The 24,965-nt window shown below is 61.1% G+C and carries 26 protein-coding genes; 12 read left to right on the top strand and 14 right to left on the bottom strand.

Annotated features, from left to right (window positions below; all coding sequences use genetic code 11):
- A partial coding sequence (locus MOV76_RS28600; protein ID WP_247265784.1) for a pseudouridine synthase occupies positions 1–995 on the bottom strand: 995 nt, incomplete at its 3' end.
- 90 nt (positions 996–1,085) lie between these two features.
- Between MOV76_RS28600 and MOV76_RS28595 the strand changes: the two genes are divergently transcribed.
- Complete coding sequence (locus MOV76_RS28595) at positions 1,086–1,523, top strand: nucleoside deaminase (protein WP_047621938.1); 438 nt, start codon at positions 1,086–1,088, stop codon at positions 1,521–1,523.
- Positions 1,524–1,572: 49 nt separating this feature from the next.
- On the opposite strand, the gene MOV76_RS28590 is transcribed toward MOV76_RS28595, so the two are convergent.
- The 4 genes from MOV76_RS28590 to MOV76_RS28575 all read right to left on the bottom strand — a co-directional run bounded on the left by MOV76_RS28590 (position 1,573) and on the right by MOV76_RS28575 (position 7,467).
- Positions 1,573–2,202, bottom strand: coding sequence for a hypothetical protein (locus tag MOV76_RS28590; RefSeq protein ID WP_166480541.1), 630 nt, complete (start codon positions 2,200–2,202; stop codon positions 1,573–1,575).
- Positions 2,203–2,335: 133 nt separating this feature from the next.
- The gene (gene ileS, locus MOV76_RS28585; protein ID WP_247265783.1) at positions 2,336–5,335 is read right to left on the bottom strand and encodes an isoleucine--tRNA ligase; all 3,000 of its coding nucleotides are present in this window, start codon (positions 5,333–5,335) and stop codon (positions 2,336–2,338) included.
- 285 nt (positions 5,336–5,620) lie between these two features.
- Positions 5,621–6,604, bottom strand: coding sequence for a bifunctional riboflavin kinase/FAD synthetase (locus tag MOV76_RS28580; RefSeq protein ID WP_026188634.1), 984 nt, complete (start codon positions 6,602–6,604; stop codon positions 5,621–5,623).
- A 14-nt stretch (positions 6,605–6,618) separates the two neighbouring features.
- Positions 6,619–7,467, bottom strand: a complete 849-nt coding sequence (locus MOV76_RS28575) for a TIGR01459 family HAD-type hydrolase (RefSeq protein ID WP_065277837.1) — start codon at positions 7,465–7,467, stop codon at positions 6,619–6,621.
- Positions 7,468–7,831: 364 nt separating this feature from the next.
- Between MOV76_RS28575 and groES the strand changes: the two genes are divergently transcribed.
- The 3 genes from groES (at position 7,832) to MOV76_RS28560 (ending at position 10,949) form a co-directional block, all read left to right on the top strand.
- Entirely contained in the window at positions 7,832–8,128 is a 297-nt protein-coding gene (gene groES, locus MOV76_RS28570) for a co-chaperone GroES (RefSeq protein WP_003545797.1), read from the top strand.
- Positions 8,129–8,200: 72 nt separating this feature from the next.
- Positions 8,201–9,841: a chaperonin GroEL gene (groL, locus tag MOV76_RS28565; protein ID WP_018244970.1), complete on the top strand. Its 1,641-nt coding sequence runs from the start codon at positions 8,201–8,203 to the stop codon at positions 9,839–9,841.
- Positions 9,842–10,472: 631 nt separating this feature from the next.
- Complete coding sequence (locus tag MOV76_RS28560) at positions 10,473–10,949, top strand: hypothetical protein (protein WP_026188633.1); 477 nt, start codon at positions 10,473–10,475, stop codon at positions 10,947–10,949.
- A gap of 141 nt (positions 10,950–11,090) precedes the next feature.
- Here the strand turns inward: MOV76_RS28560 and MOV76_RS28555 are convergent, their stop codons facing one another.
- On the bottom strand, positions 11,091–11,801 hold the full coding sequence (locus tag MOV76_RS28555) for a glutathione binding-like protein (RefSeq protein WP_018244968.1): 711 nt from the start codon (positions 11,799–11,801) through the stop codon (positions 11,091–11,093).
- A gap of 208 nt (positions 11,802–12,009) precedes the next feature.
- On the opposite strand from MOV76_RS28555, the gene MOV76_RS28550 reads away from it, so the two are divergent.
- Entirely contained in the window at positions 12,010–12,423 is a 414-nt protein-coding gene (locus tag MOV76_RS28550) for a DoxX family protein (protein WP_018449385.1), read from the top strand.
- Between the two features lie 82 nt (positions 12,424–12,505).
- On the opposite strand, the gene hisG is transcribed toward MOV76_RS28550, so the two are convergent.
- The 3 genes from hisG to hisS are packed head-to-tail and all read right to left on the bottom strand — an operon-like array spanning position 12,506 to position 15,885.
- Complete coding sequence (gene hisG, locus MOV76_RS28545; protein ID WP_018244966.1) at positions 12,506–13,201, bottom strand: ATP phosphoribosyltransferase; 696 nt, start codon at positions 13,199–13,201, stop codon at positions 12,506–12,508.
- Complete coding sequence (locus MOV76_RS28540; RefSeq protein WP_018244965.1) at positions 13,198–14,319, bottom strand: ATP phosphoribosyltransferase regulatory subunit; 1,122 nt, start codon at positions 14,317–14,319, stop codon at positions 13,198–13,200. The genes hisG and MOV76_RS28540 overlap by 4 nt, the downstream gene beginning before the upstream one ends.
- 42 nt (positions 14,320–14,361) lie before the next feature.
- On the bottom strand, positions 14,362–15,885 hold the full coding sequence (gene hisS, locus MOV76_RS28535) for a histidine--tRNA ligase (protein ID WP_047621931.1): 1,524 nt from the start codon (positions 15,883–15,885) through the stop codon (positions 14,362–14,364).
- Positions 15,886–16,015: 130 nt separating this feature from the next.
- On the opposite strand from hisS, the gene MOV76_RS28530 reads away from it, so the two are divergent.
- The 3 genes from MOV76_RS28530 (at position 16,016) to MOV76_RS28520 (ending at position 17,681) form a co-directional block, all read left to right on the top strand.
- Complete coding sequence (locus MOV76_RS28530; RefSeq protein WP_247265782.1) at positions 16,016–16,774, top strand: hypothetical protein; 759 nt, start codon at positions 16,016–16,018, stop codon at positions 16,772–16,774.
- A gap of 103 nt (positions 16,775–16,877) precedes the next feature.
- Positions 16,878–17,246, top strand: coding sequence for a hypothetical protein (locus MOV76_RS28525; protein ID WP_018449389.1), 369 nt, complete (start codon positions 16,878–16,880; stop codon positions 17,244–17,246).
- A 75-nt stretch (positions 17,247–17,321) separates the two neighbouring features.
- Positions 17,322–17,681 carry a DUF305 domain-containing protein gene (locus tag MOV76_RS28520; protein WP_018244961.1) on the top strand — a complete coding sequence of 120 codons (360 nt, stop codon included), beginning with the start codon at positions 17,322–17,324 and terminating at the stop codon, positions 17,679–17,681.
- A 66-nt stretch (positions 17,682–17,747) separates the two neighbouring features.
- Here MOV76_RS28520 and MOV76_RS28515 read toward each other — a convergent pair whose 3' ends face one another.
- Positions 17,748–18,797 carry an aldo/keto reductase gene (locus tag MOV76_RS28515; RefSeq protein WP_065277835.1) on the bottom strand — a complete coding sequence of 350 codons (1,050 nt, stop codon included), beginning with the start codon at positions 18,795–18,797 and terminating at the stop codon, positions 17,748–17,750.
- Positions 18,798–19,148: 351 nt separating this feature from the next.
- Between MOV76_RS28515 and MOV76_RS28510 the strand changes: the two genes are divergently transcribed.
- On the top strand, positions 19,149–19,853 hold the full coding sequence (locus MOV76_RS28510; protein ID WP_018244959.1) for an HAD family hydrolase: 705 nt from the start codon (positions 19,149–19,151) through the stop codon (positions 19,851–19,853).
- 29 nt (positions 19,854–19,882) lie between these two features.
- On the opposite strand, the gene MOV76_RS28505 is transcribed toward MOV76_RS28510, so the two are convergent.
- Positions 19,883–20,386: a hypothetical protein gene (locus tag MOV76_RS28505; protein ID WP_018244958.1), complete on the bottom strand. Its 504-nt coding sequence runs from the start codon at positions 20,384–20,386 to the stop codon at positions 19,883–19,885.
- Complete coding sequence (locus MOV76_RS28500; protein WP_047621926.1) at positions 20,383–21,012, bottom strand: DNA-3-methyladenine glycosylase I; 630 nt, start codon at positions 21,010–21,012, stop codon at positions 20,383–20,385. Before MOV76_RS28500 ends, MOV76_RS28505 begins: the two co-directional genes overlap by 4 nt.
- Positions 21,013–21,260: 248 nt before the next feature.
- On the opposite strand from MOV76_RS28500, the gene MOV76_RS28495 reads away from it, so the two are divergent.
- From MOV76_RS28495 to MOV76_RS28485, 3 genes are all read left to right on the top strand, one after another.
- Complete coding sequence (locus MOV76_RS28495; RefSeq protein WP_018244956.1) at positions 21,261–22,010, top strand: L,D-transpeptidase; 750 nt, start codon at positions 21,261–21,263, stop codon at positions 22,008–22,010.
- Positions 22,011–22,250: 240 nt separating this feature from the next.
- Positions 22,251–22,943, top strand: coding sequence for a L,D-transpeptidase (locus MOV76_RS28490; protein ID WP_018244955.1), 693 nt, complete (start codon positions 22,251–22,253; stop codon positions 22,941–22,943).
- 123 nt (positions 22,944–23,066) lie between these two features.
- Complete coding sequence (locus tag MOV76_RS28485) at positions 23,067–23,741, top strand: outer membrane protein (RefSeq protein ID WP_018244954.1); 675 nt, start codon at positions 23,067–23,069, stop codon at positions 23,739–23,741.
- A 19-nt stretch (positions 23,742–23,760) separates the two neighbouring features.
- Here the strand turns inward: MOV76_RS28485 and MOV76_RS28480 are convergent, their stop codons facing one another.
- Together MOV76_RS28480 and MOV76_RS28475 are read right to left on the bottom strand one after the other, a co-directional pair.
- Positions 23,761–24,201, bottom strand: coding sequence for a hypothetical protein (locus MOV76_RS28480; RefSeq protein WP_130715696.1), 441 nt, complete (start codon positions 24,199–24,201; stop codon positions 23,761–23,763).
- Positions 24,202–24,243: 42 nt separating this feature from the next.
- On the bottom strand, positions 24,244–24,965 hold a 722-nt coding region (locus MOV76_RS28475; RefSeq protein ID WP_247265781.1), incomplete at its 5' end, for a heterodisulfide reductase-related iron-sulfur binding cluster.

Genomic DNA, 24,965 nt, shown 5'->3' with positions numbered 1-24,965 from the left:
GCCCGTTCGCGCTTGTCCTCGTCGCGGCGCGGACGCTCGCGTTTTTCCGGTGCTGCGGGCTCTGCCTCTTCCTCGGCAGCGACGGCCGGCGCATTGTAGATCGGCGCGTCGAAATTCGCCTTGGCTTCTTCGATGAGGCGCGGGCCGAGCTGGTCGCGGAGTGTCCGGCCGCGCACTTCGATCACATGGCCTTCCGGCAGGTCGCCGAGCTGGAACGGGCCATAGGAAATGCGGATCAGGCGGTTGACGTCGAGGCCGAGCGCGCCGAGCACGTTCTTGATTTCGCGGTTCTTGCCTTCGCGAAGGCCCATGGTGATCCAGACGTTCGAGCCTTGCGTGCGGTCGAGCGTCGCCTCGATCGAGCCATAGAGCACACCGTCGACGGCGATGCCGTCCTTCAGCTTGTCGAGCGCGTCCTGATCGATCTCGCCATGGGCGCGGACGCGGTAGCGCCGCAGCCAGCCGGTCGCCGGCAGCTCGAGCGCCCGGGCGAGACCACCGTCATTGGTCAGCAGCAGCAGGCCTTCGGTGTTAATATCGAGGCGGCCGATCGACATGACGCGCGGCAGCTCTTCCGGCAGGTTGTCGAACACGGTCGAGCGGCCTTCCGGATCGGCATTGGTGGTCACGAGGCCGGCCGGCTTGTGATAGAGCCACAGCCTGGTGCGCTCGATGCCGCGGATCGGCACGCCGTCGACTTCGATCCGATCGGCGAGTGTGACGTTGACGACGGGGGTTTCGAGCATCCTGCCGTTCAGCGTCACACGGCCTTCCATGATCATGCGTTCGATGTCGCGGCGGGAGGCAACGCCGGCGCGCGCCATCACCTTGGAAATGCGTTCGGCCTTGGCCTCACCATCGGTCTCGGCGGCGATCGCGCGTGCGGCCGCAGGCTTTGCCGGCTTCTCGCCGTCCGCCTTCGGGCCGGCTTTCGACCTGATATCCCGTGAAGGGGGCTTTGCGCCCGGGCGTTTTGGCTTGTCTTTGGGTGTCATTTGTTGTTTGCCTGCCTTTTGGGCCTGTCTATCAGGTCACGCATCTGCGGTTAAGTGGAAATTCTTGCGATCGTGAAGACAAATCGTTTCATGGAGATGGCGCTTGAAGAAGCGCGCGCGGCCGGAGAACGCGGTGAGGTGCCGATCGGCGCCGTCGTCGTTATCGACGATATTGCCGTTTCACGCTCGGGAAACCGTACGCGCGAGCTCAAAGACGTCACCGCGCATGCCGAAATCGCCGCGATCCGGCTCGCCTGCGAAGCGCTTGGACAAGAGCGCCTTGTCGGTGCCGATCTCTACGTGACGCTGGAGCCTTGCACCATGTGCGCAGCAGCCATCTCGTTTGCGCGTATCCGCAGGCTCTATTACGGCGCCGAGGACCCGAAGGGCGGCGCAGTCGACAATGGCGTGCGATTCTATGGGCAGTCGACCTGCCACCACGCCCCGGAAGTCTATTCCGGCTTCAACGAGGTCCAATCGGCCGATATGCTGCGAAAGTTCTTTTCGCAAAGGAGAGAGGCGCCGTAATCCCCAGCGCCGGTGCGCGCCGACGTCATCCTTGTCGGCGCCGAAAAAGCTATTGCAGGAAGTTCCACCACTGCTTGCCGGTGTTGGCGACAGCTGCTTCCTTCTTGCGCTTCTTCTGCTTCTTGAGCTCGGGCTCGCCGACATCATCGAGCTTTGCCGGATCGTCGACGGTGCGGTAGCCGGGCGGCGGATCGGATATATAACGCCGCTGATCGACATAAGAGCCCTTCTGCAGGGCACGGGCTTCGCGATAAGCCTTGGTCTGGGCTTCCGTCGTGCGCCGGCCGCCTTCGATCGCAGAGCTTGCGAGCGGCGAGCGGTAATTCGGATTGTCCGAATTCTCGTCGGCTTCCGAAACGAGACGAGCGCGGGTCTCCTCCGGCGATTCAAGCCATTGCGGATTGTCCTTGTTGGCGACCGTCTGCTGCGGCGCAACGAGGGTCTCTTTCTGCGCCTGTGCCGGCAGCACCAGCGTCGGCCGCGGCGTGTACTTGACGCCCTTGTTCTTCGGGTCCGGTCCGGTCAACGACACGGACTGGCCGAGATCGTCGGTCAACTGTTCCATGGCGGTCTTGTCCGTGCCGTAGGTCGGGCTGCTGGCGCAACTGGACACCAGGGAGCATCCCGCCATTACAACAGACAGGCAGGCGCCCATACGGAACCAATGCGTTGCTAACATGAAAACCCTTCCAGCCCTGCCGGTGCAATCCTCGCCCAACCGGACAACCGTCCCCCTGACGCAAAAATCCGGCCATTTTCAGGCAGCTTTTACCGGATGAACCGCGAAAGCGCAATTCATCCGGCAATATTCTTCACTTGAGCGCGGCAAGCTCGCGAAGGGCAGCAGCGTCGCGGGCCGAAACATCGGGATATTCGGGATCGGAGCCGACATCCCTGGTGATGCGCCAGGAGCGGGCGCATTTTTCACCCTCTGCAAGCTTCGGCACGACGCTGACCTCAGGCACCTCGGCAAGGCGGAAAGCATCCGCCGGTCCTTCGCCGGTCTTGATCTCGATTGCCGAGGTGATGCAGACCTCGGTGAAATCCTGGCCTTCCAGCGCCTTCAGCAATTCCGGATCGGCGATATGAACGACCGGAGCCGCTTCCAGCGATGAGCCGATGCGCTTGTCCTTGCGCTCGATTTCCAGGGCGCCGGTCACAACCGAACGCACTGTACGGATCTTCTTCCACTTCTCGGCCAAGGCGTCGTTGCGCCATTCCTTTGCGACCGGAGCAAACTGCTCCAGATGCACGGACACGGCGGACGGGTTGCGCGACAGCCAGGCCTCCTCGGTGGTGAAGGGCAGCATCGGGGCGAGCCAGGTCACCATGCAATCGAAGATCTGGCGGATGACGTGCAGGCTGGCACGCCGGCGCAGGCTCGACGGCGCATCGCAATAGAGCGCATCCTTGCGGACATCGAAATAGAAGGCCGAAAGCTCGACATTGGCGAAATCGATCAGCGCGCGGGCGATCTTCTTGAAGTCGAAGGCATCGTAGTTCTCGCGCACCAGCTCGTCGAGCTCGGCAAGCCGGTGCAGCATCAGTTGCTCCAGCTCTGGCAGATTGGAAAACGCGATCTCCTCGCCCTTGTCGTGGGCGAGAGTGCCGAGCATCCAGCGGATGGTGTTGCGCAGCTTGCGATAAGCGTCGACATTGGTCTGGATGATCGTCTTGCCGACACGCAGGTCGTCGGCATAATCCGAGGTCATGACCCAGAGGCGCAGGATATCGGCGCCGGCGTCCTTCATCACTTCCTGCGGCGCGGTGACGTTGCCCTTCGACTTGGACATCTTTTCGCCCTTCTCGTCCATGGTGAAGCCATGGGTGAGGACGGCGTCGTAAGGCGCACGGCCACGGGTGGCAGCCGATTCCAGCAGCGACGAATGGAACCAGCCGCGATGCTGGTCGGAACCTTCGAGATAAAGATCGGCCGGCCACTTCAGATCCGGACGGTCTTCGAGCGTGAAGGTGTGCGTCGAGCCCGAGTCGAACCAGACGTCGAGAATATCCATGACCTGCGTCCAGCGGGAATGGTCATGATCATTCCCGAGGAATCGCTCCTTGGCGCCTTCGGCAAACCAGGCGTCGGCGCCCTCATGTTCGAAGGCTTCGAGGATGCGGGCGTTGACGGCTTCATCGACCAGGACCTCGCCCTGCTCGTCGGCAAAGACGGCGATCGGCACGCCCCAGGCGCGCTGGCGCGAGAGCACCCAGTCCGGGCGACCTTCGATCATGGCGCGCAGGCGGTTCTGGCCGGCGGCGGGCACGAAGCGCGTATCGTCGATTGCACCGAGCGCGCGCGAACGCAGCGTCGTGCCGTCGGCAAGGGTCTTGTCCATATAGACGAACCATTGCGGCGTGTTGCGGAAGATGACCGGCTTCTTCGAGCGCCAGGAATGCGGATACTGGTGCTTCAGCCGGCCGCGGGCAAAGAGCGCGTTGCGGGCGATCAGCTCCTTGATGACGCGGTCGTTGGCATCGCCCTTCTTGCCGTTATCGTCGATGACACGGGCGCCTTCAAGGCCCGGCGCGTCGGCGGTGTAGAAGCCGCCATCGTCGACCGTGAAGGGGATTCTGGTGGAGATGCCGTCCGCTTCCAGAATGCGAGCGGCAGCCATCCATGCGTCAAAGTCTTCTCGGCCATGACCAGGCGCGGTGTGCACGAAACCGGTGCCGGCATCGTCGGTGACGTGATCGCCGGGGAGCAACGGGACAGCAAAGTTGTAGCCGTCACCCAATCCCCTCAATGGATGTTCCACGCGGGAGATCTCGGTAAAATCGGACTGAGAAACGTCACGCAGACGCCTAAACTCCAACTTTGCCTTTGCAAATGCATCTGCTGCTAAGGCATCGGCGAGGATTACTTTCTCGCCGGGACGCGGACCGAAATCGTTCTGCGCTGCCGTAACCTCGTAGAGACCATAGGCTATCTTGGGCGAATACGCGATCGCCCTATTGCCGGGGATCGTCCAAGGCGTGGTAGTCCAGATAACGATTGATGCACCAAGGAGATCACGGTTCCTGATTGATTGTTCGCGATAGGAAACGGCCGACGGATCAACAGCCTTCGCCTCTTCTAACGAAACGTCATGGTACATGCGTCCATCGGGATGCTCATACTCAACAACTTCGACGACGGGGAATTTCACCCAGATCGTGTCGCTCTCATAATCATGATACTCGACCTCAGCCTCGGCCAACGCCGTGCGCTCGACGACCGACCACATGATCGGCTTGGAGCCGCGATAAAGCTGACCGCTTGCGGCGATCTTCAAGAGTTCGCCGGCGATGCGCGATTCCGCGTGGAAGTTCATCGTCGTATAGGGATTGTCGAAGTCACCCTCGATGCCGAGACGCTTGAACTCTTCTGCCTGGACCTTGATCCAGCCGGCGGCAAATTCACGGCATTCCCGGCGGAATTCATTGACCGGGACCTCGTCCTTGTTCTTGCCCTTCTCGCGGTACTTCTCTTCGATCTTCCATTCGATCGGCAGGCCGTGGCAATCCCAGCCGGGCACGTAATTGGCGTCGTAGCCGCGCATCTGGAACGAACGGTTGATGACGTCCTTGAGGATCTTGTTCAGCGCGTGGCCGATATGAATGTTGCCGTTGGCATAGGGCGGACCGTCGTGAAGGACGAATTTCTCGCGGCCGGCGGCGGAAGCGCGCAGTTTCTTGTAGAGACCCATCTCCTGCCAGCGCTTGACGAGTTCCGGCTCCTTCTGCGGCAGGCCGGCGCGCATGGGGAAATCAGTCTCGGGCAAATAGAGGGTCTTCGAATAGTCGATCTTTTCGGCTGTGTCGGTCATGTCTGGCAATCGTTTCTGGCGGCCCGGAAAGGGCGCAACGGGCGTGAAATAGCTGGTGGCGGAAGCGCTCGTTTCCAAGCGCTGAAAACCCGGACCTTCCGGCCGCTTAGCGCGCGCGGAAGGCCGGGCCGATAATTCGCATCATCATTGCCAGCCGAAATTTCGTCATCGCGCCGGTTCATAGGCGTTTTTGCCGGGAAAAGGAAGAGAAGAATTGGCGGCTAGCAATCGGCATCAACGGCTGGAATTGACGGTGTCCCAGCGACAGCCGCACTCAAGGCGACCTCAGGAAAAGCACAGTTTCCCATCAAGCGCACTGAGCGGCGTAACACCCGCAAGCAGCGCCCTCGCCTCTTCCTCATCGCGTTTGATCTGGGCGACGAGCGGATCGAGGCCGTCGAATTTCAGCTCGGGTCTGATATAGCCGAAGAAGGAGACTGAGCAGAGCTGGCCGTAGAGATCGCCGCTGAAATCGAAAAGATAGGTTTCGAGCAGCGGTGCGCCGTTTTCCGTCACCGTCGGGCGGCGGCCGTAGCTTGCGACGGCATCGTGGAGCGTGCCGTCCTGACGGCGGAAGCGGACGGCGTAGATGCCGGCGGCAAGATCGACCTCCGGCGGCAGGCGCATGTTGGCTGTGGGAAAACCGAGCTGGCGGCCGAGCTTTTCGCCGTCGATCACCTCGGCTTCCACCGTGTAGCGGTAGCCCAGCATGCCGGCGACTTCGCTGACGCTGCCCTCCTTCAGGAGCGCGCGGATATGGCTTGAAGAGACGACATCGGCGTTTTCGTCGCGGAAGGCATCGATCAAGGTGACGCCGAAGCCGTAGCTATGGCCGGCATTCATCAGGAAGGCGGGACCGCCCTCGCGGCCGCGGCCGAAATGGAAATCGAAGCCGGTGACGACTTCGGAGGCGCCGAGCCAATCCTTCAGGATCGAATGGATGAAATCATCGGCCGAGCGCTGCGAGAATTCGTAGTCGAAGGGATACTCGATGACGGCGCTGAAACCCAGCGTTTCCAGGATGCGGGCCTTCAGCGGCGCGGGCGTCAGGCGGAAGACCGGCGCCTGCGGCCGAAAGACCGTGCGCGGATGCGGCTCGAAGGTCAGCACCAAAGCGGGGATACCGCGCGCCTTGGAGATTTCGAGCGCGCGGCTCAGCACCGATTGATGGCCGCGGTGCACGCCGTCGAAATTACCGATGGCAATGACGCCGCCCTTCAGATGGGCGGGCAAGGGTTCCCGGGTTTCATTGCGGTGGAAGACGGTCATCGGCTGGCTTCTCTTCATGCAAGGCGTGGCATCCACCACTTCGGCGCGGCTTTCTCCCGTTCGAGATAGGCGTTGAGGATCGCCTCGTCGGTTTCGCCGTTGAGGGTGTATTCCCTGGCGTGGATACCGCCGCTGATGTAAAGAAGGTCGAGGCCATAATTCAAGGCACCGCGCACATCGGTCGGCATGCCGTCGCCGATCGCCAGCACTCGGTCGACGGGGAAATCGCCGCGAAGCTCGCGGGCAGCGGCCAGCGTCGCCTCGTAGATCGGCCGGTGCGGCTTGCCGGCGATGCGGGTGCTGCCACCGAGCTGTTCGTAATAGGCGGCCATGGCGCCGGCGCAGGGGATGATGCGATGGCCGCGCTCGACGATGAGGTCGGGATTGGCGCAGATCATCGGCACGTCGCGGGCTTTGAAGTTGAGAAGCATGTCGGTGTAATCCTCCGGCTTCTCGGTCTCGTCGTCGAAAAAGCCGGTGCAGACCAGCGATTGCGCTTCGCCCGCCGGCCGGCGCTCGACGCCAATGCCTTCGAGAAGCGCCTTGTCGCGCTCCGGGCCGAGCAGAAAGACCGTCTTCGGCCCTTCGGAGATCAGCCCTCGCGTGACGTCACCCGAGGTGACGATCTTGTCATAGGCGCTGTCGGGAACGCCGATCTGGCGCAGCTGCTCGACCACCTGCCAGGAAAGACGCGGCGAATTGGTGATGAGGACGACGGCGACGCCACTCTCACGTGCCGCTTCAAGGGCGGTTGCCGCCTTCGGGAACGGATCGACGCCGTTGTGAACGACGCCCCAGACATCACAGAGCACCACATCATAGTGACTTGTTATCTCCGAGAAGTTTTCTATCCGCTTCGCCATTCCGATTTCCCGATTTGCTTCAGTCACCGGTGACATTGCAAAGGCGCAAGGCGATGGCAAGGCATTTTCTTTGCTGCCGGCCAATGGGAAGATTTCGACCGGCGATCGGCGGGAGTGGATGGGCAAAGCTTGACGATCCCATCCCGAGGCGGAGGGGTACGGCTGCGCCGGGTTTCGGCCGCAATCTCCGACTATTCTCCGGCCTCTTCACAATTCCGGCGCAAAAATTCGTGATTGCTCTCATTGACTCCTTTCGGAGCCATCCCTAAATGCTCGTCGCTAGCACTCACCGCAAGGGAGTGCTAACACCTATCCATGTGGGCCACTCCGGTCCGCGAATGTCATTCGATCGAGGGATTAGACAATGGCAAGCACCAACTTCCGCCCCCTTCACGACCGCGTCGTTGTTCGCCGCGTTGAGTCCGAAGCCAAGACCAAGGGTGGCATCATCATTCCCGATACCGCCAAGGAAAAGCCGCAGGAAGGCGAAATCGTCGCCGTCGGCTCCGGCGCGCGCGATGAGTCCGGCAAGGTTGTCGCACTCGACGTCAAGGCTGGCGACCGCATCCTGTTCGGCAAGTGGTCCGGCACCGAAGTCAAGATCGACGGCGAAGACCTTCTGATCATGAAGGAAGCCGACATTATGGGCATTATCGGCTGATCGGCCGACCTGCTTTCCCGAAATGGCTGACGGGCTCTTTGCCCGAACAACTCGAATTCAGGAGTTAAGAATATGGCATCTAAAGAAATCAAGTTTGGCCGCACCGCGCGCGAAAAGATGCTGCGTGGCGTCGACATTCTCGCCGATGCAGTGAAGGTAACGCTCGGCCCGAAGGGCCGTAACGTCATCATCGACAAGTCCTTCGGCGCTCCGCGCATCACCAAGGACGGCGTTTCGGTCGCCAAGGAAATCGAACTCGAAGACAAGTTCGAAAACATGGGCGCCCAGATGGTCCGCGAAGTTGCTTCGAAGACCAACGACATCGCCGGCGACGGCACCACGACTGCAACCGTTCTTGCCCAGGCGATCGTTCGCGAAGGCAACAAGGCCGTTGCCGCCGGCATGAACCCGATGGACCTGAAGCGCGGCATCGATCTTGCTGTTGCTGACGTCGTGAAGGATCTCCAGGCCAAGGCCAAGAAGATCTCCACCTCGGAAGAAGTTGCACAGGTCGGCACGATTTCGGCCAATGGCGACAAGCAGGTCGGTCTCGACATTGCTGAAGCCATGCAGAAGGTCGGCAACGAAGGCGTCATCACGGTTGAAGAAGCCAAGACCGCCGAAACCGAACTCGAAGTCGTCGAAGGCATGCAGTTCGACCGCGGCTACCTCAGCCCCTACTTCGTGACCAACCCGGAAAAGATGATCGCAGACCTCGAAGACGTCTTCATTCTCCTTCATGAGAAGAAGCTCTCGAACCTGCAGTCGATGCTCCCGGTTCTCGAAGCTGTCGTCCAGACCGGCAAGCCGCTCCTCATCGTCGCTGAAGACGTCGAAGGCGAAGCCCTCGCAACGCTCGTCGTCAACAAGCTGCGCGGTGGTCTCAAGATCGCTGCCGTCAAGGCTCCTGGCTTCGGCGACCGCCGCAAGGCCATGCTCGAAGACATCGCCATCCTGACGGGCGGCACTGTCATCTCTGAAGATCTCGGCATCAAGCTCGAATCCGTCACGCTCGACATGCTCGGCCGTGCCAAGAAGGTTTCGATCTCCAAGGAAAACACGACGATCGTCGACGGTTCGGGCGCCAAGACAGACATCGAAGGCCGTGTTGCCCAGATCAAGGCTCAGATCGAAGAAACCACCTCCGACTACGACCGCGAGAAGCTGCAGGAACGCCTTGCCAAGCTCGCTGGCGGCGTTGCCGTCATCCGCGTCGGCGGCTCGACGGAAGTTGAAGTGAAGGAAAAGAAGGACCGCATCGACGACGCGCTCAACGCGACCCGCGCTGCTGTTCAGGAAGGCATCGTCCCCGGCGGCGGTATCGCTCTGCTCCGCTCCTCCACGAAGATCACCGTCAAGGGTGCAAACGACGACCAGGAAGCCGGCATCAACATCGTTCGCCGCGCCCTGCAGTCGCTCGTTCGTCAGATCGCTGAAAACGCAGGCGACGAAGCCTCGATCGTTGTCGGCAAGGTCCTCGACAAGAACGAAGACAACTTCGGCTACAACGCCCAGACATCCGAATATGGCGACATGATCGCCATGGGTATCGTCGACCCGCTCAAGGTCGTTCGCACGGCGCTGCAGAACGCCGCTTCTGTCGCATCGCTGCTGATCACCACCGAAGCCATGATCGCCGAACTGCCGAAGAAGGATGCCCCAGCTGGCATGCCGGGCGGCATGGGCGGCATGGGCGGTATGGACATGATGTGATCGGCGAAAGCCATCACTGACCACCATTCCGGTATCCGGAACAGGAAGGGCGGCCCTCGGGTCGCCCTTTCTTTTGTCCAAAGCGATTCGACGCCCGGCCCAATTGGCATAGCGATGAAACGTTTGCCTGGCTCCTATTGCCGACTCCGCGGCGCGAAGCTTGCGCCAGGCTTGCGCTGCCCGCGTCTTTCTCAGCTTGCCAACATGCGAGAGAACACAGTGTTGCGGCAAGATTTCCGGCCTGACGCGGAGTGAAAACGCTTCCAAAACCCTCAAGGATGATCTTCCGATGCTGTTTCTCGCGAAATCGCGCGCAAATGCAGACATCCCGTGAAAGGATGCGAATCCGAATACCCCTTAAAAAGCCGTTGCCGTTTGTCCAAAAGCCCCTATAAATCCGCGCTGCAATTAAAGCGCGCCCGGCGATAATTTTTCGCCAATAGTCGAGACCGGAGCGCGGAAGGCGATGCGTGAACGTTCGGCTTCGAAGGGCTCCGGTTACGGAGGCCAGATGGCCGTGGCAATCATCGCCGGAGGTAAGCGCGGGCATCATGCCCGCTGCTGCGTGATCCTGTTTCTTTGTGTTTGCCGAGCGTGCGGCGGAATAGCCGCATCCGAACTGGGGAACGCCTTGTTTAAGATCGCCAGAGCCAATGCAGCCGCACCCTTGACGCCCGGCTCGCTTGATGACGCCAATCAAAATCACGAGATGTTGGCGCAGTTTTCCGTTTCCGAAGCCTGGACTGGAGATTTTTCGAGCGGGATGCTCCGTCTCGGCGAATGGAGCGCGATGCTGCACGGCCTTGCCGCACAGGAATGTGGACTCTTAAGCCTGATCCGCTGCTACGACGCCAAGGAGCGCAGCCACATATTGGAGCTGTTTGAGCAGGCGGCGACGCTCTGCTCCTCCTTCTGTTTTTCGACGACGATCATCATGCCGAACGGCTTCCGCCAGCCGCTGTTCTGCATGGGCGAGTCGAACGGGCTTGAGCAGAAATACAGCGGCAGCATGGTTGGCGTCTTCATCTTTCCACGCTTCAAGCTGGAAGGGGCAAGCCAGATCACGACAGCGCCACGCGTCTTTTCAGATGCGCAAAAGTCGCTGTAGCCCGCAAATTGCTGCAAACTCCTTAAATCGGTTCCGATCTAAAGAGTTGTGCAGGAGCCGGCGATAGGCCGGAAGAGCAAAATCAACGGCCGCTCCCGACGTCTTCGAGGGCGGCCTTTCTACTTTCCAGCGATCTGTTGGTTACTCCGGCTTGACCGGGATGTTGAGGCCCCTGGCACTTGCCGGACGGGCGATGCAGCGCTCCAGCCAGTCCGAGACGGCGGGGAATTTCGCATATTCGAGCACCTCGCGACCCCCATAGAAGACATCGGCGCCGCGAACCCAGGTGAAGGTGGTGATGTCGGCGATCGTATACTGATCGCCCATGATCCACTGACGACCCTTCAGCCGGCCCTCGAGCACGCCGAGCAAGCGTTTGGATTCATCGCGATAGCGCTCCACCGGGTAGGCGTTGTTGGCGACCTTGTCGGCAGCGAATTTGTGGAAATGTCCGAACTGGCCGAACATCGGGCCGATACCCGCCATCTGGAAAAACACCCACTGGATGGTTTCGTAGCGACCGGCAGCATCAGCAGGGATGAGCTTGCCGGTTTTTTCCGCGAGATAAAGCAGGATGGCGCCGGATTCGAAAAGACCGATCGGCTTCCCGTCGGGACCGTTTGGATCGATGATCGCCGGAATGCGGCCGTTCGGATTGAGAGATTCGAATTCCGGCGACTTCTGCTCGTTGGCGGCGAAGGAAATATAATGCGGCTCATAGGCGAGAGCGAGCTCTTCGAGGGCGACGGAGACCTTCACCCCATTCGGCGTCTGCAGGGAATAGAGCTGGATGATATCGGAATTTCTAGCCGGCCAGCGCGTCGTGATCGGAAATGCGGAAAGATCTGCCATCGGAGCCTCCATGTTATCAGCCGACCATAGGAGACGAGGCTTCACAAAGGCAAGCGATGGCCGATCATCGTTCCATATTATTGAACGAACTGTCCGCTTCCGTTTATCTTTCCATAAAGCAAGAAAAAGGCGACATAGGTGACATCCGAGGTCCATCCGGTGCCGGGGCACCCAGATCTCCAGAGTCCTTCAAACGGAGACAACATCCATGTCCAACGTCATCATCCTGATTGCCCGCATTCTTCTGTCTTTCATGTTCATTCTTTCCGGCTTCATGAAGCTCACCGATCCTGCCGGTACTGCGGGCATGATCGCCGGTGCCGGCCTACCGGCAGCAACCCTGCTGGCCTATGTCGCAGGCCTTTTCGAACTGCTGGCCGGCCTTGCGGTTCTCACAGGCTTCCAGGTCCGCATTGCCGGCTGGCTGCTCGCCGCCTTCTGTGTCTTCACGGGCATTGCCTTCCACCTGCCCTACGCGAGTGGTACGGAACTCGTGAACATTCTCAACCAGATCATGGTCATGAAGAATATCACGCTGGCCGGCGCGTACATACTACTCGCCACCGTCGGTGCCGGCGCCTACTCGCTCGACGCCCGCCGCGGCGCCTATGCAGCCGCCTGATACCAGCAGACATCCTCCCATAAATGCGAAAACCCGCCGTCATCCGACGGCGGGTTTTTGCATGCTTTTCGAATGGCACTAGCTAGAGGGCGTCGCGCACTGCCTCGATGATTGCCTGCACAGCCGGTTCGCCGGCATGGCTTTCCTTGCGGGCGCGTACTAGGCAGGCCTGCGAATGCAGGATGACGCCGTCCTGGAGCACCTTCAGATGGTTGGCGCGCAGCGTCGAGCCGGTGGAGGTGATATCGACGATGATATCGGCCGAGCCGGACGCGGGGGCCCCCTCGGTGGCGCCCAGGCTTTCGACGATGCGATAAAGCTGGATGCCGTGCTGGCTCGAAAAGAACTGCTGGGTCAGCCGCCAGTATTTGGTGGCGATGGCAAGGCGCCTGGAGTGGCGGGCGCGGAAATCGGCGGCGACATCGACGAGATCGGCCATGGTGTCGACATCGAGCCAGATCTCCGGCACGGCAACGACGACATCGGCATGGCCGAAGCCGAGCCGGGCGCAGAATTCGACGCGCTTATCGACCTCGGCAAAACCTTCCCGCATCAGATCCTCGCCGGTGACACCGAAATCGACGGTGCCGTTGCCGATTTCACGGGAGATTTCGGAAGCCGAGAGGAAGGCGATCTCCACATCATCCCAGCCTTCGACGCGGCCGCGGTAGGAGCGATCGTTGCCAACCGCCGAGATCGTCATGCCGGCACGTTCGAAGATCGCCGAAGCGTCCTCCTTCATCCGGCCCTTGGAGGGAAGCGCGATGGTGATGGTCATGCGGCTGCCCTTTCGGTTTCGATACGGTCGAGCCAGAAGGAGAAGCCGACGGCCGGAATGCGGTCCGTTGCGCCGAGGAAAGTCAGGAGCCGATCGAAGCGGCCGCCGCCGGCGAGCACCGCGGTCGAGCCTTCCACCGTCACCTCGAAGACGAGGCCGGTGTAATAATCGAGCGGCCGTCCGAAGGCGGCGCGATAGTCGAGACAGGAAAGATCGACGCCGGCATTGGAAAGTGCTGCGACCCGGCCATTGAAGCGGGCGAGCGCATTGCCGAGTTTCAGCCCGGCAGCATCGGCGAAACCGGCAAGGGCCGCGGACGCATTGACGAGCGGCACGTCAAGCGACAGGAACTCTTCCAGCACGTGGAAGGCCGCGTCGTCGAGGCGCGTTTCGGACAGGATAAGCTTTTCCTTGAGCCGTCGGGCAATCTCCAGGGCCGAACGGCCGGCATTCGTCGAATAGCCAGTCTTCTGCATCTCCCGCTCGAGATGGGCGACCAGCGCCTGCTCGTCGCCCGATGCGACAAGCCTGGCAATATCGTCGTCCAGCCCGGTGACGAATTGCGGGCTGACGAGGCTGGCAAGCAGCGCTTCCAGCTGGGTCATATTGCCGAAGGCGTGGATCAGCCGCTTCTGCCAGCCGAGCGGCAGGCCGAGCGCCTGGACGACCGCCTCGAACACCGCCTGGTCGCCCAGCGTCACCGCCAGGCGACGGCCCGGCAGCAGGCGGGCGAGAATGCCGGTGGCATCGCCGATGGCGCGGGCGTCGGCGTTTGACAGGTCGATATCGCCAAGATCCTCGATGCCGGCCTGATAGAATTCGTTGGCGCCGTCGCGGCGCTGGCGGAAAACCTCGCCGAGATAGGCATAACGCTTCGGCGTGCCGGTCGCCGTCTCGATGTGGCGCAGACAGACGGGGATGGTGAATTCGGGACGCAGGCAGAGGCTGGCGCCGGTTTCGCTCTCGGTCATGAAGATGCGGCGGCGCAGATCCTCGCCGGCGATATCAAGGAAAGGTTCGGCCGGCTGAATGACAGGCGTATCGATGCGCTCGGCATTGCGCGCGACAAATTCGGCAAGCAGGTCGTTGGAGAATTCGGGGAGGTTGATCAGAGGCATGCGGGCCTCCGAACGATAGGCAAAGAGCGTGTCGGAAATGCCTCAGACATTGCCGCCCGCCCTCTTTCGATCCTCGGCCTGCGCAGCAAGGATCTCCTTCACCTTGGCGACGAGGTCGGCTTCCGGCGCCGTCTCCTGCGCCACGCGCGCTTCGCGCCAGCTGGCATTGTCTTCGATCTCGCCGGAGAGCCGCTTGCCTTCGATCAGATCCTTGATCTGCACGACGCCTTCGGCGCGCTCGTCGCCGCCCTGGATGATGGCGACAGGGCAGCCGCGGCGATCGGCATATTTCAGCTGGTTGCCGAACTTCTTCCAGTTGCCCTGGAACATCTCGGCGCGAATGCCGGCGGCGCGCAGTTCCTGCGTCATCTTCTGATAGCGGCCCATCGCCTCGACATCGCCGTCCATGACGGTCACCAGCACCGGCTCGATGACCTCACTCGCGCCGAGCTTGCCGAGGTTCTTCAGCGCCGTCATCAGCCTGGAGACGCCGATCGAAAAGCCGGTCGCCGGAACCGGCTGACCCATGAAGCGGGAGACGAGGCCATCATAACGACCGCCGCCGCCGACCGAACCGAAGACGACCTTTTCGCCCTTTTCGTTGGTGACGTCGAAGCTCAGTTCGGCCTCATAGACCGGGCCGGTATAATATTCGAGGCCGCGGACAACGGAGGGGTCGATCTTGATGCGGTCAGGGCCATAGCCGGCGCTGGTGACGAGTGCCGCGATGAAATTCAGCTCCTCGACGCCTTCCCCACCCTTGGCGGTTCCCGCGACCAGCTCGGCGAGACGGGCAGCGCTTTCGGCATAGTCCTTGATGCCGACAAAGAACAGCACCTTGTCGATCTGCTCCTGGTTAAGCCCGGCGCCCTTGGTGAAGTCGCCGGATTCATCCTTGCGGCCGGGGCCGAGCAGCAGCGCCACGCCCTCCGGGCCGAACTTGTCGAGCTTGTCGATGGCGCGCAGCACGTTCAGCCGCTGGCCGGCCTTGTCGTCGCCGCCGAGACCGATCGCCTCGAGCACGCCGTCCAGAACCTTGCGGTTATTGACGCGGATGACATAGTCGCCGCGCTTGATGCCGAGGGCTTCCAGCGTATCGGCCATCATCATGCACATTTCGGCATCGGCCTGGACGCCGGGCGCGCCGACGGTATCGGCATCGAACTGCATGAACTGACGGAAGCGGCCGGGGCCGGGCTTCTCGTTGCGGAAGACGTAACCGGCGCGATAGGTGCGGTAGGGCAGCTGGATCTCGTTGAAATTCTCGGCGACATGACGGGCGAGCGGCGCCGTCAGGTCGTAACGCAGCGACATCCATTGTTCGTCATCGTCCTGCAGCGAGAACACGCCCTCGTTCGGCCGGTCGCTGTCAGGCAGGAACTTGCCGAGCGCATCGGTATATTCGAACAGCGGCGTTTCGAGCGGATCGAAACCATAATGCTCATAGACTTCCCTGATCTTTGCCGTCATCTCGTTGACGGCGCGGATATCACCGGCCGTCCGGTCGACGAAGCCGCGCGGCAGGCGGGCCTTGAGCTTTTGTGGTTTCTTCTGCTTGTCGTTCATTTCCGGGAATTCCACTGACTGTGACAGTGGCGGTTTCCTAGCGGATTGGGCGGGGAGCGGCAAGGGCGAAGGGTCTTGATGTGGCTGCGAGAATCGATTGAACGAAGAGGCATCCATCAGAAATGCGGATATGCTCATGATCACTGAGGCGCTTCTCTATGCCACGACCTTGCCGCTGACCGGCAAGCTGCATCGAAAGTTCATCCGCTATTCCGTCAATCTCTGGTCGCGCGCCGGGCGCTGCGCCGGGGATTGGGCCGAACATGAGGAGATGAGCCGGAAGGCGATCCTGGCGGCGACCGCCGATCTCAGGCAGAAGCGGACCGCCGTCGTGCTCGGTTCCGGCCTGTTGCGCGATGTACCGATCGGGGTGCTGGCGCGAGATTTCGACACCGTCGTGCTGGTCGATCTCGTTCATCTCGCCTCGGTGCGCCTGTGGCTGTCGGCCAAGGGCTATCGCAATGTCCGGCTGATCGAGCGCGATCTCTCCGGCTACGATGAACTTGCCGCCGGCCGCGAGCCCGAACCGCTCGGTTTCCTGCGCGCTGTGCCCTATCTCGATCTCGTGGTTTCTGCCAACCTCTTGTCACAGATCGGTCGCGGTGTGAAACGGCGCCATGAAGCTGACGCCGGGCGAATGCCTGAAGACACGGTGGAAAGACTGATCGCGGCACATCTGGCCGGGCTTTCCGGGCTTTCCTGCCGCAGTTGCCTGGTGACCGATATCGCCTATGCCGTTATCGATCGCAACGAGAGGACGCATGAGGAGGTCGACCTGCTGCATGGCGTTTTGCCGCCACCGGCAAAAGCTAGCTGGACATGGCCGGTGGCGCCGCTCGGCGAAGAGAGCAAGGATTACCGGATCGAGCACAAGGTCATTGCCACCTAGCGCATCGTGCTTTGCGCGTCTGAAAAGACGCGCGGCGCTGTAGTGATCAGGATGTGATCGCCGGTCGGCTTGGCTTGCATCCGGCCTTCGCCTATAAAACAGCATGCGCATGCTCGCCCTCATCACGATGTTTCTCGGCTGGCTGGTCTACAGCGCCATGTCCGCATGGGCGGGCTGTCCGACATGTGCGTCGATGAACGCACCGGTCGCCGTCGAAACCGGCAGTATGCACCATGAGATATCAGGCATGAATATGCCTGGGGCGGCTGATAAGGCCGATCCGTTGAAAGACCCTTGCGCCACCGGTAATTCCGCGCATATGCCGCTTTGCGCCGCCTGTCTGCTGCTGCCACCGGCGGTGATGGTCATGGCCAGCGGAAAGTCCATCTTCGGCTATCCCGTCCCGGCGCTTGCCCGCGCCCTCGATGACAACAAACCGACACCGCAGTCGCCGCCTCCCCGACTGTCCTGACACCACAGCAATCCATGCCAATCGGGTGGCCCAGCTGCCCGGCAAACCTATTGTCAGACAGAGGAAGGAACTCTCATGTCTTTGAAAATCATCGCCCTCACTGCAATGCTCGCCATCATTGCCGCTCCTGTCCTTGCCGAAGACAAACCGATGGATATGAGCAAGCCGATGGGCAACCACGATGCGGCAAGCCACGCCTTCAGCGAGGCCAACGCCAAGATGCACAAGGATATGATGATCGAGTATAGCGGCGATGCTGATGCGGATTTCGTCCGCGGCATGATCCCGCACCACCAGGGCGCGATCGATATGGCCAGGATCGAGCTGCAATATGGAAAAGATCCCGATATCCGCAAGCTCGCCGAAGCCGTCATCAAGGCGCAGGAAGCCGAGATCGCCGAGATGAACGCCTGGCTCAAAGCCCACGGCAAATAATCGATCGTTATGAAGAAGGGGAACGCCGGAAATGTCCGGCGTTCCCCAGGACTTATGTTGGCGAGGTCAGTCCTTCGGCTCGAAATCGGCCGGGCGGCGGCCGGCGCCCTGTCGCGCCAGCATCCAGCCCGGATATTCCGGAGCAAGCGCGCTCACCTCGTCGAGCTTCTTCATATCGTCACCATCGAGCTTCAGCTTGACGGCGGCAAGGTTCTGGTCGAGCTGATCGACCCGCTTGGCGCCGATGATGACTGTGGTGACGAAGGGCTTGGCGAGGATATAGGCGAGCGCCACAGTGGCGACGCTGACGCCGTGCTTTTCGGCGACTTCGCGCATGACGGCGACGCAGGCCCAGGCCTTGTCCTTGTCGACGGGCGGGAAATCGAAACTGGCGCGGCGGCCTTCGCCGTTGCCGGGCGCGCCGGGACCGTATTTGCCGGAGAGCAGACCGCCAGCGAGCGGCGACCAGACCATCAGGCCGAGCTTTTCCTCCTGCATCATCGGCACGATGTCGCGTTCGAGATCGCGGCCGGCGATGGAGTAATAGGCCTGCACGGTTTCAAAACGGGCAAAGCCGCGGCGTTCGGACAGGCCGAGCGCTTTGGAAATGCGCCAGGCCTGCCAGTTGGAGACGCCGATATAGCGCACGAGACCGCGGGAAACGAGATCGTCAAGAGCGCGCAGCGTCTCCTCGATCGGCGTCACCGTATCGGTCGCGTGGATCTGATAGAGGTCGATATGATCCGTCTGCAGGCGCTTGAGGCTCGCCTCGACGGAATCCATGATGTGGCCGCGCGAGGCACCGCGGTCGTTCGGCTTGTCGCCCATGACGCCGTAGACCTTGGTGGCGATGACGACGTCCTTGCGGGGGATGTCGAGGTTCTTCAGCGCCTGGCCGAGCAGCCTTTCGGACTCGCCGGATGAATAGACGTCGGCCGTGTCGATGAAATTGACGCCTGATGCAAGCGAGCGCTCGACGATCCGGTCGGCGGCATTCTGGTCGACGTCGGCGATGGCGCCCCACATACTGCCTTGTTTGGCTTCGCCGAAGGTCATCGTACCCAGGCAGATTTCCGAGACGAAAAGTCCCGTATTTCCGAGTTGATTGTAACGCATGGTCGAAAAATTCCTTTGTGTCTGCCGCAAGAGGGGCTTGCGAACTGCTGAACTTCATTTTTTGATTATTGGCCTGCATATGACAGGCACAGCCGTGGCTGGCTGCAAGGTGAGGCGATTTTCATGTAGTGCGGCGGCGGCGCTTTTCAACGCCGACGCGCGGCGCTGTAAAGGCGGATGCCCTTGTCTCGACACAGGCATCCGATAGATTGCCGGCCATATTTTAAGAACAGGATGATTTTAGGCCGGGTCGGCCTAAAATCTGAATCCTGTTCTAAGTTAAATAGTGAGAGCATTAATGTCGTCCGAAAACCGCTCACACTTTTCGGCATCATGCTCTAGGGTGCGCATATGGCGACGCGACCATTGACCACGATCGGCTTCGATGCCGATGATACACTCTGGCAGAACGAACAATATTACCGACTGACGGAAGCGCATTTCACCGGGCTTCTTGCCGATTTCGCCGAAGGACCGAAGATTTCCGAACGGCTGCTGGAAGCCGAGAAACGGAACCTTCGCCACTACGGCTTCGGCATAAAGGGTTTCACGCTGTCGATGATCGAGACGGCGATCGAAATCACCGAGGGCAAGATTCCGGCCGGCGTGATCGCTAAGATCCTCGATACCGGCCGCGAGCTCCTCTCTCATCCCGTCGAAACCATGCCGCATGTGCGCGACACGCTGGAAGCGCTTGCCGGCAAATACCTGCTCGTGATGATCACCAAGGGCGATCTCTTCGATCAGGAGCGCAAGCTTGCCCAATCCGGGCTCGGCGACTTCTTCGACGCCATCGAGATCGTCTCCGACAAGACGGCCGTCACCTATCGCCGCATCTTCGCCAAGGTCGGCGACGGGCCGGAGCGGGCGATGATGGTCGGCAATTCGCTGAAATCGGACATCGTGCCGGCAATTGCCGCCGGCAGCTACGGCGTTTTCGTGCCGCACGAACTGACCTGGGTGCTGGAACATGTGGACGAGCCGAAAGAGGCGCCGCGTTTCCGCAAGATCGACCACCTCGGCGAATTGCGCGACCTGATCGACCGGCTCTCATAAGCTGCCAAGCTGCGCTTGTAGCTCTTGGCTCACTGCTTGGCTGGCGCCTTTGGAAACAGCGACGGGCGCTCCGGCTCGGCGGCCGGTTTCGGCTGCTGCGGGGCAGCCGCCAACGGCTCGATCAGGATGCTGAAGGGAGCGCCGAGGCCACGGCGCGGCGAGACCTTGGAATAATAGGGGCGCAGCAGCCAGGTGGCGTTCTCCTTGACCGTTGTCTCGAAGCTCATGCCGTCCTCGTCGGTGCCGAAGAAGGCCTCGTCATCCGGTTTCGACAGGTCGAAAATCGCCAGGAAGGCAAATTTGCTCTTACTGGAAAAACTGATCTTCATATGCTGGCCGGCGCGCACCGGCAGCGTATAGACATGGCTATTGCCGAACTTCGTCCAGCCCTTCAACTGCATGGTGACGGCCGGGAACTGCAGCTTCTCCAGCTTCTCGCCGGGATCGAGCTGCGGCGTCTGCGCCATGGCGGAGACCGTCAGGAGGAAAAGGGCAGCGGCGGCGATTATTGTTCTCACGGATAGATCTTTCATGGGCGGACCAGAGCGGTGCGCATCGCCTCGACCTCGGGCCGGCAGAAGCAACCTTCCAGATGATCGTTGACGAGACCCATCGCCTGCATGAAAGCATAAACTGTGGTCGGGCCGACAAAGGTCCAGCCGCGTTTCTTCAGATCCTTCGAAATGACCACGGATGTCGGCGTCGTCGGATTGGCGACGATGTGATCACGGTCGACCACCGCCGGCCGCTCGTTATGGCCGGGTTCGTAGCGCCAGAAATAATGGGCGAGCGAGCCGAATTCGTCCCTGAGCTCGATCGCACGCTTGGCATTGTTGATGGTCGAGACGATCTTGCCGCGATGGCGGATGATGCCGGCATCGGCAAGGCAGCGAGCGACATCCCCTTCGCCGAAGAGGGCGACCTTGTGGAAATCGAAACCTGCGAAGGCGGCGCGGAAATTCTCCCGCTTGCGCAGAATCGTCAGCCAGGAAAGGCCGGACTGGAAACCTTCGAGGCAGATCTTCTCGAAGAGGCGGATGTCATTGGTGACAGGGCGGCCCCATTCCTCGTCATGATACCGGAGATAATCGGGCAGATTGGCGTGCCAGTGGCAACGGCTCCTGCCGTCCTCGCCGATGATGATGCCTGTCGCGCTCATGATCCTTCATTCTGCGGGGGTCCGCTCGTTCTCCGGTCTTTGATTCCGGCTTTACCATTTGCAAACCGTCTTTCCAAACCGAACGGTAACCCTGACGAAAAGTTTATCCCAACGGTCGGCTTTTCGTGAATCGATCTTTACCATTCGCTGGCGGATTGGGTGGCAGCGTCTTTGCCGGGCGGAACATCTCCGTCCGGGCGGACATGTCCCGCCAGCGCATTTTCGGTCATTTGTAGAGAGTTCGTCCGATGATGAAACAGCTTGTTCTTGCCGCAGCCCTCTTCGGCATTTTCTCCACGGCCGCCCTTGCAGACGACCGCTACGCCACTCGCCCGCCCGTCGTGCTCAGCCCCGATCTGACCGCGCCCTGGATCAACCAGCTGGGCGGCGGCACCGTTCGACCCGTCGTCTATCAGCGGCCGATCGTCCGCCAGCAGCAGCGCGGCCTTTTCCAGCGTCGCGTGCTGCGCCAGGCGCCGCAGGCCGCACCGCAGACCGTTTCGGCGATCAATCCCGGCATCCCGTCGATCCGCCATCCGATCGAACCGCAATACCTGCCGCAGATGGTCGACTACGACACGCAGGAAAAGCCGGGCACGATCGTCATCGATACCAACAACCGCTTCCTCTATCTGGTGATGCAAGGCGGCAAGGCGCGCCGCTATGGCGTCGGCGTCGGCAAGCCGGGCTTCGAATGGGCGGGCGCCCACAAGATCACCCGCAAGACCGAATGGCCGGACTGGACGCCGCCTTCCGAGATGATCAGCCGCGAAGCCGCCAAGGGTCATTACCTGCCGGCGCGCATGGACGGCGGTGCGGAAAACCCGCTCGGCGCGCGCGCCATGTATCTCGGCTCGACGCTTTACCGCATCCACGGCACCAACGCGCCCTGGTCGATCGGCAGTGCCGTCTCCTCCGGCTGCATTCGCCTGCGCAACGAAGACGTCATCGACCTCTACGACCGCGTCAGTGTGGGAACCCGCGTCATCGTCATGTAACGGCGGCGCAATACTTACAGCGCCGCGCGTCTTTTCGAGAGCCGCAAAGGGCGCTGTGACCCTTTAAATTGCTGCATAATTTTTCCTTAAGTCGATTCCGATTTGAGGATCAATTATGCAGCAGGGGCCGCAAGAACATCCTGCTCCCCTTCTCCAAAATTGCTGTATCCGGCCACGCCGATCTTGAATCGGGCAGAAGTTCATGTAGCTTCGGGCGGATTTGCTTGAGGGGAATCGATCATGATCAAACTAATGCCGGGTCTGGCTGCTGCCGGACTTGTCCTGTCCTTGATGTCTACATCCGCCTTTGCTGCACCCGCGGGCTCCGCGTCCGACAATGCACGACGCCCGGCGCAGATCGTGCGCGTGGCGCAGATGCCGAAATACGTGAAGCCGCAGTTCAAGCGCAAAAAAGTGCGCCTGGTAACGACGGAAGCCGCCGGCACCGTCATCATCGACACCAACAACAAATATCTCTACCTCGTCGAGGGCAACAACCGCGCCACCCGCTATGGCATCGGCGTCGGCCGCGACGGCTTCGGCTGGTCGGGGGTGGTCAAGATCGGCCGCAAGGCTGAATGGCCCGCCTGGACGCCGCCGGCAGAAATGCGCCGCCGCGAAGCCGCCAAAGGACACATGATTCCTGCTTTCCAGGAAGGCGGCGAGGACAACCCGCTCGGCGCCCGCGCCATGTATCTCTACCAGGGTGGCCGCGACACGATCTTCCGTATTCACGGCACCAATCAGCCCTGGACGATCGGCCTCAACATGTCTTCCGGCTGCATCCGGATGATGAACGAGGATGTGACGCATCTCTACGATCGCGCGCCTGTCGGCACCAAGGTGATCGTCATCGGCCCCGGCAACCGGCAGGGCAATGTGGCGTTTGAGGACCGGGGCATCGACGTGCTGCGCACGATGTTTGGCGGCTGAGCAACACTTTCAAAAAAAACGAAAGGCGCTTTTTGACGCGCCTTTTATTTTGCTTAGACTTTCAGGCCGAAAGCTGGCAAACCTGCCTAAGAGTCGACACATTTGCAATATCGGGGCTATTCAATGACATATGCGCTGCGTTCCTCCGCTTCCGTACTTGCGGGCATCGCGTTTTTCACAATCTGTTCGGCAGTTTCCGCCTCGGCGGAAGACCTGCAATTCTCCATCTACGGCGGCTACCAGACCGCGCCGCATAGCGGCGTCGATCTTTCCGACGGCACGCACTTCACCGCCGGCTGGGAAGGCAAGTCCTTCGGCAGCCCGCCTTATTACGGCGGCCGCGTCACCTGGTGGCTCGAGAACTTCAACAAGCCGAACTGGGGTATTTCGCTCGATTATACCCATGACAAAGTCTATGCCGACGACGATACGCTGGCCAAGACCGGCTGGTCGCATTTCGAATTCACCGACGGCCTGAACCTGATCACGGTGAACGGTCTCTACCGTTTCCAGGATCCGACACGCCGCTGGACCCCCTATCTCGGCGCCGGTATCGGCGTGAACATTCCGCATGTTGAAGTGATTCGCCCCGAGGGTAAGACCTGGGCTTATGAATTCGGCGGCGTGACGCTGCAGGCCCAGGCCGGCGTCGACTTCAAGGTGACCGAGCGCTGGTCGACCTTCGTCGAATACAAGGGCACTTATTCGCGCATCGACGTTCCGATCGACAGCGGCGTGGACCTGAAGACCAACATCTTCACGAATGCCGTCAACGTCGGCGTATCGTTCCACTGGTAAATAAATTTCGGCTGCGGTGCTATTTCGTGCCGCAGCTGACCTTGCCCTCGACGGCATAGGGTTTTTCACCGCCTTCGATCGTCAGGGAATAGGTGCCGCTGAAATTTGCCGACGGCTTGCCGCGCTCACCGGCGACGACCACCAGATCCAGCGTTGCTCCGTCGGTATCGTCGCCGCCGCCGTCAAAGACCTCCATAAGCAGTTCGCCGTCGCGCGACCAGTGGTTGGTCAGGTGCTGCGATTCGAAAACACGCTTTCCGAATACTGTCGATTGGGCCTCATCCTTGACGATCAACGCGCCGCGGAAATGGTTCAGCTTGTGGCCGGCATCGCTTTCGAAACCGCTTTCGAGCGTGAAGCGTGCTTCCTTGTCATCGGCGGAACAGAAATAACGGCTATTTGCATGGGCGGTGCCTGCCGCACTGAGCAGTCCCGCAAGCACAATCATTCCCCGCCACATCGTCTAAACTCCCGAGACCGGCCCGACGGGCCTTCGCAAGCTTCAGCCTAACGGCAAACCTGTTAATTTTTCCGGCACAGCGCCGCCATAGGCCCAATCGAGCAGTTCGACCGTGTGCAGGATTGGCATGCCGGTGCCGGTGGCGATCTGGGTGATGCAGCCGATATTGCCGGTGGCGATGACATCGGCCTTGGTGGCCTCGATATTTTTGACCTTGCGTGCCTTCAGCGTAGCCGAGATCTCCGGCTGCATGATGTTGTAGGTGCCGGCAGAGCCGCAGCAAAGGTGGCCTTCGGCGGGATCGCGCACCGTAAAGCCCGCCGCTTTCAGCAATTGCTTCGGCGCAAGCGTGATCCGTTGCCCGTGCTGCATGGAACAGGCGGAATGATAGGCGACCGTAACGCCGTTCGGCATGTGTGCCGGCAGGTCGAGGGTTGTCAGATATTCGGTGACGTCCTTGGCGAGCGCCGAGACCCCGGCCGCCTTTGCAGCATAGGCGGGATCGAGGCGCAGCATGTGGCCGTAATCCTTGATCGTCGTGCCGCAGCCCGAGGCGGTGATGATGATCGCATCGAGGCCCTGCCCCTCGATCTCGCGCGTCCAGATATCGACATTGGCGCGCGCGCTGGCGAGCGCCTGTTCGGCGCGGCCCATGTGATGGACCAGCGAGCCGCAACAGACCTCGCCTTCCGGCACCACGACCTCGACGCCGAGCCGCGTCAACAGCCGGATCGCCGCCGCGTTGATGCCGGGATCGAGCACCG

The organism is Rhizobium sp. PRIMUS64 (assembly GCF_023006465.1).
In the GTDB taxonomy this organism is placed as follows: domain Bacteria; phylum Pseudomonadota; class Alphaproteobacteria; order Rhizobiales; family Rhizobiaceae; genus Rhizobium; species Rhizobium leguminosarum.
This window is presented reverse-complemented; position numbering and strand designations above follow the sequence as displayed.

Bases quoted from the DNA above. Each gene is read 5' to 3' on its own strand.
- MOV76_RS28495 (WP_018244956.1), top strand. From the start codon at position 21,261: ATGATGAAACAGCTTGTTCTTGCCGCAGCCCTCTTCGGCATTTTCTCC.
- MOV76_RS28510 (WP_018244959.1), top strand. From the start codon at position 19,149: ATGGCGACGCGACCATTGACCACGATCGGCTTCGATGCCGATGATACA.
- MOV76_RS28520 (WP_018244961.1), top strand. From the start codon at position 17,322: ATGTCTTTGAAAATCATCGCCCTCACTGCAATGCTCGCCATCATTGCC.
- ileS (WP_247265783.1), bottom strand. From the start codon at position 5,335: ATGACCGACACAGCCGAAAAGATCGACTATTCGAAGACCCTCTATTTG.
- MOV76_RS28580 (WP_026188634.1), bottom strand. From the start codon at position 6,604: ATGACCGTCTTCCACCGCAATGAAACCCGGGAACCCTTGCCCGCCCAT.
- MOV76_RS28590 (WP_166480541.1), bottom strand. From the start codon at position 2,202: ATGTTAGCAACGCATTGGTTCCGTATGGGCGCCTGCCTGTCTGTTGTA.
- MOV76_RS28525 (WP_018449389.1), top strand. From the start codon at position 16,878: ATGCGCATGCTCGCCCTCATCACGATGTTTCTCGGCTGGCTGGTCTAC.
- MOV76_RS28530 (WP_247265782.1), top strand. From the start codon at position 16,016: ATGCTCATGATCACTGAGGCGCTTCTCTATGCCACGACCTTGCCGCTG.
- groL (WP_018244970.1), top strand. From the start codon at position 8,201: ATGGCATCTAAAGAAATCAAGTTTGGCCGCACCGCGCGCGAAAAGATG.
- MOV76_RS28555 (WP_018244968.1), bottom strand. From the start codon at position 11,801: ATGGCAGATCTTTCCGCATTTCCGATCACGACGCGCTGGCCGGCTAGA.
- groES (WP_003545797.1), top strand. From the start codon at position 7,832: ATGGCAAGCACCAACTTCCGCCCCCTTCACGACCGCGTCGTTGTTCGC.
- MOV76_RS28490 (WP_018244955.1), top strand. From the start codon at position 22,251: ATGATCAAACTAATGCCGGGTCTGGCTGCTGCCGGACTTGTCCTGTCC.
- MOV76_RS28575 (WP_065277837.1), bottom strand. From the start codon at position 7,467: ATGGCGAAGCGGATAGAAAACTTCTCGGAGATAACAAGTCACTATGAT.
- MOV76_RS28485 (WP_018244954.1), top strand. From the start codon at position 23,067: ATGACATATGCGCTGCGTTCCTCCGCTTCCGTACTTGCGGGCATCGCG.
- hisG (WP_018244966.1), bottom strand. From the start codon at position 13,201: ATGACCATCACCATCGCGCTTCCCTCCAAGGGCCGGATGAAGGAGGAC.
- MOV76_RS28480 (WP_130715696.1), bottom strand. From the start codon at position 24,201: ATGTGGCGGGGAATGATTGTGCTTGCGGGACTGCTCAGTGCGGCAGGC.
- MOV76_RS28540 (WP_018244965.1), bottom strand. From the start codon at position 14,319: ATGCCTCTGATCAACCTCCCCGAATTCTCCAACGACCTGCTTGCCGAA.
- hisS (WP_047621931.1), bottom strand. From the start codon at position 15,885: ATGAACGACAAGCAGAAGAAACCACAAAAGCTCAAGGCCCGCCTGCCG.
- MOV76_RS28550 (WP_018449385.1), top strand. From the start codon at position 12,010: ATGTCCAACGTCATCATCCTGATTGCCCGCATTCTTCTGTCTTTCATG.
- MOV76_RS28500 (WP_047621926.1), bottom strand. From the start codon at position 21,012: ATGAGCGCGACAGGCATCATCATCGGCGAGGACGGCAGGAGCCGTTGC.
- MOV76_RS28595 (WP_047621938.1), top strand. From the start codon at position 1,086: ATGGAGATGGCGCTTGAAGAAGCGCGCGCGGCCGGAGAACGCGGTGAG.
- MOV76_RS28505 (WP_018244958.1), bottom strand. From the start codon at position 20,386: ATGAAAGATCTATCCGTGAGAACAATAATCGCCGCCGCTGCCCTTTTC.
- MOV76_RS28515 (WP_065277835.1), bottom strand. From the start codon at position 18,797: ATGCGTTACAATCAACTCGGAAATACGGGACTTTTCGTCTCGGAAATC.